General features: G+C 42.0%; 11 protein-coding genes. 9 read left to right on the top strand and 2 right to left on the bottom strand.

Translation table 11 applies throughout. The annotated features are described in order from the left end of the window. Positions 1-144: 144 nt before the first annotated feature. The 3 genes from AC3ISE_RS21060 to AC3ISE_RS21050 are packed head-to-tail and all read left to right on the top strand — an operon-like array spanning position 145 to position 4098. Positions 145-1092, top strand: a complete 948-nt coding sequence (locus AC3ISE_RS21060; RefSeq protein ID WP_489222491.1) for a sugar ABC transporter substrate-binding protein — start codon at positions 145-147, stop codon at positions 1090-1092. Beyond that, the gene (locus tag AC3ISE_RS21055; RefSeq protein ID WP_489222490.1) at positions 1089-2558 is read left to right on the top strand and encodes a sensor histidine kinase; all 1470 of its coding nucleotides are present in this window, start codon (positions 1089-1091) and stop codon (positions 2556-2558) included. The genes AC3ISE_RS21060 and AC3ISE_RS21055 overlap by 4 nt, the downstream gene beginning before the upstream one ends. Further along, positions 2533-4098: a response regulator transcription factor gene (locus AC3ISE_RS21050; RefSeq protein WP_489222489.1), complete on the top strand. Its 1566-nt coding sequence runs from the start codon at positions 2533-2535 to the stop codon at positions 4096-4098. Before AC3ISE_RS21055 ends, AC3ISE_RS21050 begins: the two co-directional genes overlap by 26 nt. A 90-nt stretch (positions 4099-4188) precedes the next feature. Here the strand turns inward: AC3ISE_RS21050 and AC3ISE_RS21045 are convergent, their stop codons facing one another. Then, positions 4189-5727: a Na+/H+ antiporter NhaC family protein gene (locus AC3ISE_RS21045; RefSeq protein ID WP_489222488.1), complete on the bottom strand. Its 1539-nt coding sequence runs from the start codon at positions 5725-5727 to the stop codon at positions 4189-4191. Between the two features lie 320 nt (positions 5728-6047). Between AC3ISE_RS21045 and AC3ISE_RS21040 the strand changes: the two genes are divergently transcribed. The 6 genes from AC3ISE_RS21040 to AC3ISE_RS21015 all read left to right on the top strand — a co-directional run bounded on the left by AC3ISE_RS21040 (position 6048) and on the right by AC3ISE_RS21015 (position 12693). Beyond that, on the top strand, positions 6048-6722 hold the full coding sequence (locus tag AC3ISE_RS21040; RefSeq protein WP_489222487.1) for a TIGR03943 family putative permease subunit: 675 nt from the start codon (positions 6048-6050) through the stop codon (positions 6720-6722). Positions 6723-6918: 196 nt separating this feature from the next. Further along, positions 6919-7962, top strand: a complete 1044-nt coding sequence (gene xylF, locus AC3ISE_RS21035; RefSeq protein WP_309193275.1) for a D-xylose ABC transporter substrate-binding protein — start codon at positions 6919-6921, stop codon at positions 7960-7962. A 107-nt stretch (positions 7963-8069) separates the two neighbouring features. Continuing rightward, complete coding sequence (locus tag AC3ISE_RS21030; protein ID WP_489224399.1) at positions 8070-9575, top strand: xylose ABC transporter ATP-binding protein; 1506 nt, start codon at positions 8070-8072, stop codon at positions 9573-9575. Further along, on the top strand, positions 9572-10753 hold the full coding sequence (locus AC3ISE_RS21025) for a sugar ABC transporter permease (protein WP_489222486.1): 1182 nt from the start codon (positions 9572-9574) through the stop codon (positions 10751-10753). The genes AC3ISE_RS21030 and AC3ISE_RS21025 overlap by 4 nt, the downstream gene beginning before the upstream one ends. 110 nt (positions 10754-10863) lie before the next feature. Continuing rightward, a complete protein-coding gene (locus AC3ISE_RS21020; RefSeq protein WP_489222485.1) occupies positions 10864-12345 on the top strand; it encodes a methyl-accepting chemotaxis protein in 1482 nt (493 codons plus the stop codon). Between the two features lie 75 nt (positions 12346-12420). After that, positions 12421-12693, top strand: a complete 273-nt coding sequence (locus AC3ISE_RS21015) for a hypothetical protein (RefSeq protein ID WP_489222484.1) — start codon at positions 12421-12423, stop codon at positions 12691-12693. Positions 12694-13098: 405 nt separating this feature from the next. Here AC3ISE_RS21015 and AC3ISE_RS21010 read toward each other — a convergent pair whose 3' ends face one another. After that, positions 13099-14298, bottom strand: coding sequence for an NAD(P)/FAD-dependent oxidoreductase (locus tag AC3ISE_RS21010; protein ID WP_489222483.1), 1200 nt, complete (start codon positions 14296-14298; stop codon positions 13099-13101). Positions 14299-14313: the final 15 nt, after the last annotated feature.

Genomic DNA, 14313 nt, shown 5'->3' with positions numbered 1-14313 from the left:
ACCTCTTTTTCTAGTAAATATTTCCTCTCCATCACAATGAACCACAATAAGATACCTTCGATACAAACCACACAAAATATAAGCGTTTACAAACCTCCGCAAACCCTTATAATTAATTAAAAAGTCCTATGAAATGGTGATTCTATGAAGCGGCGACTAAAGCTGGCTCTGTTTGTTTTTTTGCTGATCTCTATTTTTCCTCTCTATCAGCTTTTTCAAATCTATCAATCCAGTCAATCCTTTTCAGCTCAGGCAGATGCAGAGGAGTACCGGTACCGGCTTGTTTTAATTTCTCCTTACCTGGGTGATGCGTATTGGAATCAGGTGATTAAAGGGGTGGAGGCAGCGGCACGGAAACTCCAAGTAAGCCTTGATATTAAAGGGACCAATCTTCCTGATAATGAAGAGCTGCAAAAAGCAATGAATATGGCGATTTCCTCACAGGTGGATGGAATTATGCTCCTAGGTATTGACGATCCTTCGTTTTCAGAAATGATTCAGAAGTCAACGATGAAGGGAATTCCAGTTGTTACGATTATGGCGGATCTGCCAGGAAGTCTCCGGAAATCTTTTATCGGATCCAATCATTATGAAACAGGTCTAGAACTGGGGAACTATATAAAAAAGGCAGTAAAAAAGAATGAAACCATTGGAATTATCAAGGGGAACAATATCACTTCAATTGAAACACAGAGAATAAAAGGGTTAAAGGACAGTTTGAAGGCATCCTCTATTAAACTAGTTGAAACAGACAGGCAGCATGCAGAGGAACAGACAAATGACCTTCTAAATCTGTATCCATCAATGAAGATGCTGATTGGAACGGGAATAGATGATGGCGATTTAATTGTAAGAACGATTGAATCAAGATCTGCCCTGTCGGGATATGAAATTTATACGTTTGATGATACCCAGGAAACGATGAATCTTTTAAGAAGCGGCAAGATTGCCGGGACCATCCATCACAGTCATTCTTTAATGGGAGTGAAAAGTGTTGAAACGATTGTGAAATGGCTAGAAAAGGAAGATTTGCCGCTGCCTGTCTCCACGTATACGGAAACAAACGTGATAACGGAGGGGAGCAGGCCGTGACACGGATTCAGAGAAAAATCCTGACCATGTCGCTAATGATTATTCTGATTATGGGGGCATTTTGGACAGCGATCAGCTATATCAACCAAAAATCTATTTATGAGTATAACAATATCCTTGAACGCTACTTGCTTTTAAATCATGTTTCTACAACAAGCGGGACAGCACTGGCAAAGCTAAGCGCGTATATCAGCACGCCGTCGCCTGAAAATCAGACTAGCTATGAAACCTACAGGGATCAGCTGAACGCCTCAAAGAAGAAACTGGATCAGCTGAAAAATCAGGCCAATGCCATTGCTTTAACCGACTACATTTACATGCTGGACAGCCAGGTTGAAGCGATGGATTTAACCGTCATGATGCACAAGCTGGACAAGCGGCAAAATTCACAGGCTGCATACGATGAAGCCCTGCAAATATCTAAATTTATTGACGAAACAACTCTTCTTTTATTCAAAAAAGAGCTGACCAATCAAAAGCAGTTTTATGAATCCATGATTGAAGTAACGAACCATCTTCGCTCCCTCGGTTTATGGATACTCGGCATTGTCCTGATCATATCGATTGCCTTTTCCTATTGGTTTTCAAAAGGCATTACCCGTTCCATCTACCTTTTAACTCAAGGAGCGAAAGAGGTGGCAGCCGGTAATTTTGACCATCCGATCAAGGTCAGCAGCAATGATGAAATTTCGTTTCTTGCCAAAACCTTTGACCGGATGCGGGAAAATATTAAAGAGCTTGTTGCAGAAATAAAGGAGAAAGCGAAGCTCGAAAAAGAGATTAAAGAATATCAGCTCCTTTTGAAAGAGAGTGAATTAAAGAGGCTCCATAATCAAATCAATCCGCATTTCCTCTTTAACACCTTAAACACCCTCTCAAAAAAAGCATACTTAGAGGATGCATTTGAGACGAGCGACCTGATATCGACCGTTGCCAATCTGCTGAGATACAATCTCAGAAGTGTAGATGAAAACGTGACGATCCGTGATGAACTTGATTTAGTAAAGGAATACCTGACGATTTTAAAAGCGAGGTTTTCATCTCGAATTTCTTATCGTTTTGAAATTGAGGAAGCGTGTCTGGAGACTCAGGTTCCTGCCTTTTTTCTTCAGCCGATTGTGGAAAATGCGTTTAAATATGGGGTAGAGCCCTATGAACAGGGCGGGTCCATTGTGGTTCGTGTACTCAGGAAGGATAATGAGATTCATGTCACTGTGCAGGATGAAGGCTGCGGGATGTCTGATGAGATAAAAGAACAAGTCCTCTCAGATATACAGGCGGATTCGATCAAAAGCAAGTCGACAGGCATTGGCCTGCGAAATGTTGTTCAGCGCTTGCGTTTATTTACCAATAAGCATGATGTGATGGAAATTCATGCGGATGGAAACAAAGGGACAGTTGTTTCAATAAAATTTCCTGCAATAGAAAGGAGCGAAGATCATGAAGCTGCTCATTACGGAAGATGAAGAAATTGAAAGACTGGCGCTGAAAAAAATGATTGAAATCGACTTTAAAAACATTTCAATTGTAGGCTTGGCTGAGAATGGGAGAAAGGCGATTGAGCTAGCCTCGGTGCATAAGCCGGATATTATTTTGATGGATATCAAGATGCCTGGCATTAATGGACTTGAAGCCATTAAAGAAATTAAAAAAATCGTCCCGAATGCCAAGATCTTAATTGTCTCCTCTTATGATACATTCGATTATGCCCAGCAAGCGCTAAGGCTCGGTGTGAAGGATTATTTATTAAAGCCGAGCAAGCGGGAAGTCATTCTATCAACCATTCAAAAGGTGATTAACGATATTGAAATGGATCGACTAGAATCAGAAAAAAAGCAAAAAACAGAGGAACGCATTCAAAAAATGATTCCGATTGTGGAAGCCGATCTTGTCACCCAGCTTCTTTTTGATCACGTTCATGATGTTCATCTTCATGAATGCATGAATCTGCTCGATGTCGACCAAACACAGCCATCCTTTGTCCTCTTAGTTCACTTTTCACAGGATTCACTGACAGGTCCAATTGAGCAAATGTACGGAGAGCTAAAAAGAACCATTCAGCTTCAATCAAAAGGGTGGGTCGGACCGATGTCAGGACTGCAGGTTCCGATTATTGTTTTCTCAGAAGGAGAGCTGCACCATTACCGCAGAAACGCCATAGCCCTCGTTCAAAAAATCTTAAATAATCTCAAAGGCTTATTCTCGGCATCTGCAGCGATCGGAATCGGCAAGGCATACCCGGCGCTCGAGCAAGTCAGACAATCGTATTACGAAGCGCTCCGTGCCTCTATAACAGCTGGTTCTGGAGCCAGGTACAGCTTTTACAGCGATATGGTCTCCAATGAAGAAATGAAAGACAGAGAAATGCACCACATTGAAGAGCTCATCCTGGAGGAATTGCGGATCGGCAAATGGGAAGGGGTCCGCAGTCATTTTCAGACGATGACCGGGTACTTTGAAAAATTTCAGCACCCGCTTGCTGAAGCAGAGCAAAAAGTCTATGACACGATGACATTGATGATCCGCTACTTGGATGAAATGGGCTTTGTGATCAGAAAACCAGTCTTTTCTTTCAGTGCAAAATCATATTTGCAAATGAAAACAGAAGTGAATTTTATTTTGGAAGATGTGATCAGCCAATACAAACAGGCGACTGAAAATCTTCAGGACGATATTCCGAACCGGATGAAGCAGCACATCAAGAAAAACTGCCACACCGATCTGTCGCTTGAGGCAATGGCAAAGGAGTTCAACCTCTCCCCGCAGTACGTCAGCAAAATTTTCAAAGAAGAGCTAGGCATCAGCTACATCGATTATTTAACAAAATGCCGAATCGAAAAAGCCAAAAAGATGATGGAAAAAGGCTCCCACAGCTTAAAAGAAATTGCGTTTGAAGTCGGCTACAACGATCCGAACTACTTCAGCCGTGTGTTTAAAAAAGTGTGCAAGAAGTCTCCTAGTCAGTATAAGGATTCCCTTTTGACTAATAAAATTGGTCAGAGCTAGGGTTTGAGTCTGTTGTAATTAAATGAAAAACAGTGAATTCTATTGTAGAATCCACTGTTTTTTGTTCTTTTAATTCTTATGCTAGTACCCTCAATTGAGATAATTGCCTTTGTCGGCCCCGACCATTTTTTGATTTTGCCATTTTGAAATTACGACAACTGCTGCGATCATGATCAGAATAGCCGCTCCAAGGGAAAGAACGCTTGAAGTTAAACCTGCAATCAAGTAAGCAGCAAGTGCAGCCGCGCCATTTAATAAGGCATAGGGAAGCTGTGTCTTTACGTGATCAATATGGTCCGAGCCTGCTCCTGTAGAAGATAGGATTGTCGTATCAGATATCGGCGAACAGTGGTCCCCGAAAATCCCTCCTGACAACACGGCTCCAATACAGACATAGATTGAAGCATCAAGATGTACAGCCATCGGAATAGCAAGCGGCATCATGATGGCGAAAGTGCCCCATGACGTTCCCGTGGCAAATGACATACATGCGCCACCCGCGAATAGAATAATCGGGATCAAATAGACAGGGATGTTTCCATCCATGATTTCTACTACATAGTTTGCCGTTCCTAAGTTTTTCATGACTGTACCAAGGGACCAGGCTAATACAAGAATGGCTGCGACAGTCATCATTCTTTGCATGCCTGACAAATAGATATCGAAAACTTCATTGAATTTTTTTACTTTATAGAAAACCATCAGCCCAATCAATACGATCGCTGCGAATAAGTAGGCAGTTGTTAAAGCGACACGGAATGCGCTGCCATCAATTTTTTCAAATGGAAACCCGAGAGGAATCAGCATTCCAAATAAAGTGACAAGTAATACGAGGAGAGGAACAAAGATTAAGCTTGCCTTGCTCTTTGTATTCTGAAGTTCTGTCATATTGTCGGGCTTTCTCATTGGTTTTGAGTTCGGCCAGAATAAAGCGCCGGTTTCCTGTACTCGCTTTTCAGCTTTTGCCATTGCGCCAAACTCCAGCTTCGTTAAGGCAACAAGCGGAACCATCAATACTGCTAAGATAGGATAGAATTGAAAAGGGATTGCTTGTATGAATGCATCCCAATCTGTTTCGGTAATGTTCAAGCTGTCATACTCTTTTTGAATCAATCCCATGATATAAACGCCCCACCCGATAAAGGGGATAAGGACGGCGACTGGGGAAGCGGTAGAATCAATAATCCACGCTAACTTTTCTCTTGAGATCTTTGCTTTATCAAATATTTTTTCAAATATTGGGCCTACCAGGAGCGGTGTACCGAGATCTGAGAAAAAGATAATAATACCGCCAAACCACGCAGCTAATTGTGTTTTCGCCTTTGAATTTAAAAATCGGATGACCTTTTCTGCAAAGGCAGCGGCTCCCCCTGACTTTTCCATCAGTGCCACAAATCCTCCGATAAAAACAAGCAGTACAAGTACTCCCGCATTATATCCGTCTGTTAATTGGAAAAACAAATAATCGCTGATGATGGTTTTAGTTGCACTAAGCGGCATACCCCCAGTTAAAATTAAAACTCCTGAAAAAGTCCCTATAAATAATGAAATAATAACGTTTTTGGTCACAAGTGCTGCCACAATCGCTAATAGTGGCGGAATGATTGAAACCCATCCAAGATGTTCCATCCGGCTGTCCTCCTTAAGTGATAATGAAAAATAACATATACATAATCTTGCATTAATTTGCATTTATATGCAATAGTTTTTTGATAGATTCGTGGAAATATAGTTGGAAACGCAACCAAAATATAAGGTTTGAGAGTTTGTTTTCAATGATATCAATTGTATTAAAATACACACGCATACAAATGATGCTTGTAAAAAGATAAGGAGTTAGTAATCCCATTAAAGAATCAGAGATTTATTTCTTGCCGAAACTTCCTTCTTTTTTGTTAAACTGAGAGAAGGCAGTTCCCGAAATTCAACCCGAGTAGGAGTTAACAAAGATGAAAAATTTTTTAACGGCCGCTTTAGGTCTTTTGATCATAGGAAGTATTGTATTTGTTTTTGCCATGAGTATGCAGCCGGAAAAAGTAGAGAAAGAGCCGGAAAAACAAGAAGCTTCTCAGAAAAAAGAAGAACCGTTGGCAAATGCTAAAGAGTATTTAGAAGATCCTGATGGCTATATGGAAAAGCTGGATGAAAAATATAAACCTGAGCTTGAAGATGATCATCATGGGGAAGAGAAGCCTGATGAATATTATGAAGATCAAAAGAATGATTTATTGAAGAGGGATACAATCATTCTTTCAAATGAAAATTACATTTCTATTTTGGATGTTCTAGACCGTTTTCCAAAGGAGTTTGCGGGAAAACAGGTTGAACTGACTGGATTTGTCCACCGCGAAAAGGATTTTTCGGATACGCAATTTGTGGTTGCAAGAAGCGGTGATCCGTGCTGTGCGGATGAGCATGACGGATTGTATGGACTGCTTTCCACGATGGAAAAGGCAAAAGATCTTCAAGATAATCAGTGGGTCAGTGTTTCAGGGGAGTTAAGTACAACGGCTTATTCATCCACTGAGGTACCTTATCTGCAAATTAAGAAAATCTCAAAAATAAAACCTCCTGCACAGCCCTATGTCCATGAGGAAAAAGAAGAAGACACTCATTCTCATTGATAGGCGGAATAAAAAGGCTGTATCGCTGATGAACAATTAGCGGTACAGCCTTTTTTTGAAGAATGAAAGCGGTTGCTATTATTCTGAAAATAATGCTATATATCTTAAAAAAGTACAGGAATCACTTTAAATAAAACGCTTACACAGATGATAAAGTTAGTCTTGTAAGATGGAATGTCCAAAGGGGGATGGGGAAATGAAAAAGTTTTTTATGCTGTTTATGCTGATGGTTTTTGTGTTTGGTCTAGCTGCATGCAATAACTCAGGATCTGAGCCGACTAAAGGGGATGGCGGCGGTTCTAAAGATGATGATGAATTAGTGATTGGATTCTCGATGGATACGCTGGAGGAAGAACGCTGGCAGCGCGACCGTGATTTGTTCGTAGAAAAAGCGGAATCACTTGGCGCGAAGGTAAATGTACAGGCAGCAAATGGCGATGATGCAAAGCAAATTGCACAGGCTGAAAACTTAATCAGCCAGGGCGTTGATATTTTAGTAGTAGTTCCTCATAACGCAGAGGTAGCGGCTTCGATTGTAGAAATGGCTCATCAAGAGGATGTAAAGGTTATTTCATACGACCGCTTAATCAAAAACTCAGATGTGGATTTATACGTTTCTTTCGATAATGAGCGCGTAGGGGAAATGCAGGCAACAGCTATCACAGAGCTTGTTCCTAAAGGAAACTATGTCTTAATTGAAGGGGCAGACACAGATAACAATGCCCACCTTTTCAAAAAAGGACAAATGAACGTGCTTCAGCCGTTAATTGACAGCGGCGATATCAAAGTCGTTTACGATCAGTGGACAGAAGAATGGGATCCTGCGAACGCACTTGCGAACATGGAAAATGCTTTAACTGCAAACAACAATAAAGTCGATGCTGTAGTGGCAGCGAACGATGGGACGGCTGGCGGCGTTATTCAGGCGCTTGCTGCACAAGGATTGGACGGGAAGGTTCCAGTATCAGGCCAGGATGCTGAGCTTGCAGCTGCACAGCGCATCGTAGAAGGCACACAGACAATGACCGTCTACAAACCAATCACATTGATTGCTGAAACGGTAGCGGACTTAGCTGTGAAAATGGCGAACGGCGAAAAAGTGGAAACGAACGGTAAAGTGAACAACGGCAAAATTGACGTGCCATCTTTATTGCTCGATCCGGTTGCGGTGAACAAAGATAACATCGATGACACCATCATTAAAGACGGCTTCCATAAAAAAGAGGACGTTTATAAATAAAAGGAAATGAAAATGCGGAATGCACAGTATTCCGCATTTTTTTCTAGAAAGAACCCGAAAAAATGGAATTTGCTAAAGGAGGACCTGCGGTGTCATCAGTATTAGAAATGATCGGAATTACAAAAGAATTTCCCGGCGTCAAAGCCCTTGATAACGTAACATTTAACGTGAAAAAAGGCGAAATCCATGCACTCTGCGGTGAAAATGGTGCAGGCAAATCAACCTTAATGAAGGTGCTCAGCGGTCTTTATCCTGCAGGCACTTATACAGGTTCCATCTCTGTTGAAGGAGTGGAGCAGTCCTTTAAAACGATCAAGGATGCAGAAAAAGCCGGCATCTCGATTATTTATCAGGAACTTGCACTGGTCAGACAAATGACGGTAGCTGAAAATTTAATTCTCGGGAATGAACCTGCCGCGTTTGGCATCATTGATCAAAATAGGATGATCCAGGTGTGTGAAAAATGGCTGGCGGAGGTTGGCTTAAAGGGTGTCAGCCCAGATACGATTACCGGGACACTCGGCATCGGCCAGCAGCAGCTGGTCGAAATCGCCAAGGCTCTCTCCAAAAATGCAAAAATACTCATTCTGGATGAACCGACTGCCGCACTTACGGAGCAGGAGGTTAAGATCCTGCTCGCTATTTTAAAAGAATTTAAAGAGCGGGGCGTCACGTGCATCTATATTTCTCACAAACTGGGAGAGGTGTTTGAAATCGCAGACACCATCACGGTTTTGCGGGACGGAAAAACCGTAACTTCTCAAAGAGCGGAAGACATGACTGAGGATAAAGTGATTGCGTACATGGTTGGTCGTGAGATTAAAGACCGGTATCCCCGCATGATCGCGAATCCTAAAGAAACGATGCTGAAGGTGGATGATTACAGTGTCTATCATCCGGAATTGCCAGGAAAAAAAGTAATCGATTCTGTTTCCTTCCAGGTCAGAAAAGGAGAAATTCTCGGCATTGCCGGTTTGATGGGATCTGGCAGAACAGAGCTTGTAATGAGTTTATTCGGGGCATATGCAGGCTTATCTCAAGGGACGATAGAGATAGACGGCAAAGCTGCAAAAAATAAATCAGTCAAGCATGCAATCGAAAACGGCCTGGCGCTCGTCTCGGAGGACCGCAAGAAATTTGGGCTCGTATTAAACATGGATATTCAAAATAACGTGACTCTGCCAAGCCTGAGGCGCATCTCATCGTATGGCATGATCAATCAGAATGAAGAGATTCACAGTGGGAATCAGTATCTGAAGCAGTTAAGGATAAAAGCTCCTTCGGTTGAAACCGTTGTGGGCACACTGAGCGGAGGGAATCAGCAGAAGGTGGTTATCGGAAAGTGGCTGATGACAAAGCCAAAGGTGCTGATTCTGGATGAACCGACAAGGGGAATTGATGTAGGAGCCAAGCTTGAAATCTACAATATTATGAACGAGCTTGTGAAAGAGGGCGTGGCCATCATTATGATTTCGTCAGAACTGCCTGAGGTACTGGGCATGAGTCACCGGATTTTGGTTATGTCCGAAGGAAGGTTCACAGGGGAATTTCAGGCGGAAGAGGCGACACAGGAAAAGATCATGAGAGCAGCGACAGGAGGACTTGCAGGATGAATACGAACTTGAATATCAATAAACAGCAAACACCGATTAAAGAAAAAAAGATTAGTCTTTTTACAATTGATATCCGCGCATATTCCATGATTGGGGCATTAATCGTTATCTGGATCTTATTTTCTGTATTAAATGATACCTTTTTAACACCAAGGAACTTATCCAATCTCTTTTTGCAAATGTCTGTTACCTCCATTTTAGCAATCGGCATGGTCCTGATCATCGTATCGGGCCAAATTGACCTCTCTGTAGGCTCGCTTGTCGGATTGACAGGGGGAGTTGCAGCGATCATGAATGTGTGGCTTGGCTGGGATACAGTGCCGGTCATCATCGCAACGGTTTTATTAGGAGCACTGATTGGCTTATGGCAGGGCTGGTGGATTGCCTACAGGGCGGTGCCTGCTTTTATCGTCACTCTTGGAGGCATGCTGATCTTCCGCGGGATTTTAACGGGGATTACGGGCAGTATGACAGTCGCACCTCTTTCTCCTGAGCTGAAATTTATCGGTCAGGGATATGTGCCTCCTGCAGTTGGTCTTGTGATTGGCGCGATCGCCTTTATTCTTGCCGTCTTCTTTTTAATCAGACAGCGCAATGCGAGAATTAAGTACGGATTTGAAGTTCTCTCCATGAATTGGACACTTATTACATCTGTTGGATTTGGATTGCTGATCTTTACGTTCGTTTACTTGATGAACCAATATCAAGGCATTCCCATTCCGTTTATCACCGTGATTTTATTGGCAGTCGTGTTTCACTTTATTGCAAAAAAGACCGTGTTTGGCAGACAGGTCTATGCGATTGGGGGAAATCCGGAAGCAGCCGTCCTGTCGGGGATTAACATGAAACGGAGAATTCTGCTTGTCTTCGTTCTCGGGAATACACTTGCCGCCATTGCAGGTCTTGTTCTTACAGCTCGCGTAAATGCGGCAACAGTTGGGGCAGGGAACATGTATGAGCTAGATGCGATAGCAGCCTGTGTCATCGGCGGAACGAGCTTAATGGGGGGAATCGGCACCATTCCAGGCGCAATCATCGGAGCACTGGTAATGGCAAGTCTAGATAACGGCATGAGCATCATGAACATCGATGCGTACTGGCAGCTGATTGTAAAAGGAAGCATTCTGGTCCTTGCCGTATGGTTTGATATTTACAGCCGGAATAAGAAGAAAAGGTAAAATCTGAACGCTTGCATCTTTGGTGCAGCGTTTATTTTTTTATGGATATAAATAAAGTGGAAGCGCTGTCGATATAAAAAATAAAAGATATTGATAACAGGGGAGAAATTATGACAGCTTTAGAGAAAGTAAAATACGAAGATTTGAAGAGCAAGAATAAGCTGATGCTTTTTACATTTGGAACGTCCGCTCTGTTGGCTTTTATTTATGTCCTTATGACAAAACAATACGAACAAAGTCCTGTCTATTTAACTGAACTTATTTTACTCCTTTTGTTTTATGTACTTTTTCATTTCATTATAAAAAAAGAATTCTTATTTCCGTATTTCAGCGTTGTGATGATCTATAGTGCTACTACAGTGTCGATTTTTATAACCGGGGCGAATCTTTCATTGGTTGCCATTATGCTGTTTCTGGCCATCTTTTCAGCAGTTCAATACCATCCAATTGTGTTTGCCATCGGTTATATAGCTGGATTTATTGGACTAATAGTCAATGCACTTGTCCCCTCTGAGGAACAAGCAATTATTCTGGACAGCATTGGGGCGATCATGATCACATATGTCTTGGCCGGTGTTCTTCTTGGTGTTTTAATCCGCTTAAACAATAAGCAATTTAAGCAGCTTCAGGACTTCATTGCAGGTGCAGAGGCCGATGCAAAAATGAAAGAAGAGCAGAAGCAAAACCTTGAAAGGGAAGTAGGCAGGATAGCGGATCACATTTCAAAAGTGAATGACCGTGTGCAGCAAAATGCAAGAGCGCAGGCTGAAATGACGATTGCCATTAATGAGGTATCAGCCGGAAGCCAGATTCAAAGCGAACAAATCAGCGAGATTGCCGAGAACGCACATAATAATATGCTTTCGATAAAAGAACTGAGTGAACTATCATCACGATTGAATCAAGATTCCAAGCAGGCAAGCGATATAGCTGACAAAAGCGGAGAAAAGGCCGATCAGCTTTCGAACCAAATGGATCACTTGCAAGAGGTAGTAGTCGCATTAAATGAGACCTTCAAGCTTCTTAATTTAAAAATAGAAGAAACCAATCAATTCACAAATAACATCAGGCAAATCACGGAGCAAACAAACTTACTTGCCTTAAACGCTTCGATTGAAGCTGCAAGAGCGGGAGAAGCCGGAAAAGGATTTTCTGTTGTCGCTCAGGAAATCCGCAAGCTTGCAGAACTGACGAATGACACAACGAAGAAAATCACTGAAAACCTAAAGCAAGTCAATCAAACAAGTGCAGAGGCCGAGGAGAAAATGACCGTAAGCAGCACTAACTTGTCAAACAGCGTTCAGTTTACAAAAGAGGTAAGTGCAAGCTTCAATCAATTGAAGGGGAAATTGAAGAATATCACCCAGAGCTTTAGCGGGTTTGAAGCTATTGCACAAGATGTTGAAGCTAATACAATCAGTGTCGAAAAATCTACAAATGAACTTGCCGCCATAATCGAAGAAGCCTCAGCAAGCATGGAAGAGATGAGTGCCACAATTGAAACACTTAACGATGACAATAAGAAAATCGCAAGCTATATGAATGATACAGCACTAAGTGCGGAAAAAATTCAACAAAGCACGAAGCAATAATTTAATGTTTTGTGTAAGATGAGAGCGGGTAATTAAAAGTAAGCAACAAATTGCTAGACGAAAGGAGCAACTTGTATGAGACAGAAAACATTAATTTCAGGTATTGCCTTATCAACAGTCGGAGTCGGAGTGACATCCTATTTATTAAAGGATAAGTCTAACCGTCAAAAGGTAACAGGATTCGTGAATAGCGCCAAAAACAAGATTCCATATTTTGCGCGCAAAAACACTGATTCATTCCCGGTTGACAAAGCGGGTCATCCAGATCCTCAAGATATTGATGATAATAACATGGTCTCAGAAGGCTCCATGTATCCCGTTCAATACTATGATGAAAAGAAGAAATAAATAGAACAGCATTGCCAATTGGCGGTGCTGTTTTTTTTGCGTTTTTGCATAAAAAAAGAGGCTGTTTATAAATTTGACAGCCCCTTCTTTGGCGACCTTGCCCACCAAAAGTGGCAGCACTAAGGCAAGTGACGCCACTTTCTATGTTTTAAACCGTTAAAGATGGCAGCACTAAGACGAATGACGCCACTTTCTATAATTTAAACCGTTAAAAGTGGCAGCACTAAGGCGAATGACGCCACTTTCTATGATTTGATCCGTTAAAAGCGGCAGCATTAAAGGGAATGACGCCACTTTTTAAGCTTTGAACCGTTAAGGCGACTGAAGCCATTAATTATTTTCATAGAAAAAAGCAGGCAGGGAAAACATTCTTTTTACTGTTAGAGATTTATTGAACAGCTGCCATTATCTGTCCAGCCTCACAATCTCTGCATCAGGGTGAGAGTCATAAAGAATAAGATCCTTCAAGATTTCAGCGCCAAGCATGGAATAGACCGTTCCATTTCCCCCATAGCCAAGACAGTAATAGACGTTGTCTTTCTTTGGATGCTTTCCGATGAACGGCAAACCGTCGTCTGATTCGCCAAAGCTTGCACCCCATACGGAATCCACTTCCATTTCATAGCTCGGATAATGCTCTTTAATTTTATCCAGTAGCCGCTGACCGCGTTCGCGGATGATTTCCTCATTTGTTGGAGCTTCCATTTTTTCTTCATCCAGGCCTCCGGCTACAATTCTGCCGTCAACCGTTGTCCTCATATAGAAATAGGGACGTTTTGTTTCCCAGATCAGGCTTCGGTCTTCCCAATGATCAAGAAACTTCACTGGCGTTGTCACGATTGCATATGTTCTGTTCACTTCGGCACCAAGTTTTTTCGCAAAAGGAATGGTTTCATAGCCGGTAGAATAGATCACTTTTTTAGCAGCAATTCTGCCATGAGCGGATTGAAAATAGACATATTCATCATCTCTGTCTGTCTCTTCAATTTCGGTGTTCTCAAAAATACGCACCCCCTTGTGATGAGCGTCTTCCATTAAACCTTGAATGAATTTATATGGATTCACTTCAGCATCGCCATCTGTCAAAAGAGCAGCCGGCTTCTCAAATCCGAATCGCTCTTTAATTTCATCTTTTTTCAAAAACTCTGCAGGAAAACCGTGCTTAGATAGAGCTTTAAACTCTTTTTTTAGTTTTGATTTATCGCCAGAGGTGCTTGCATAGTACAAGCTTTTTCTTCTGATGAAATCGACTTCCTTGGGCAGGCTTTTAGCTGCAAGTTCGAGCTCATCTACCGCTTTTAAGCACATTTTATAAAAACGGACCGCTTGCTCTTCGCCCATTTTTTTGATGAATTCATGCAGCATCATATCATTTGAAAACTGCAGCAGTCCCGTATTGGCACTTGAACTGCCGCTGCCGACGGTTCTTTTTTCGACTACTATTGTATTTAAATCATATCTTGAAAGGGTATGGGCGCACAAAGCACCTGACATTCCGCCTCCAACGATGAGGACATCGCATGTGATTGTATCTTGAAGTTCAGGGTATGCCTGAACCTCATTGACCGTTTTAGGCCAGTATAGAGAACCGTTATGCAGCTTCATTCGTTTTCCTCCTTA

This window comes from Metabacillus sp. KH_069, from assembly GCF_057838075.1.
The sequence above is the reverse complement of the archived record's forward strand: the minus strand, read 5'-3'. Positions and strand labels throughout refer to the sequence as shown.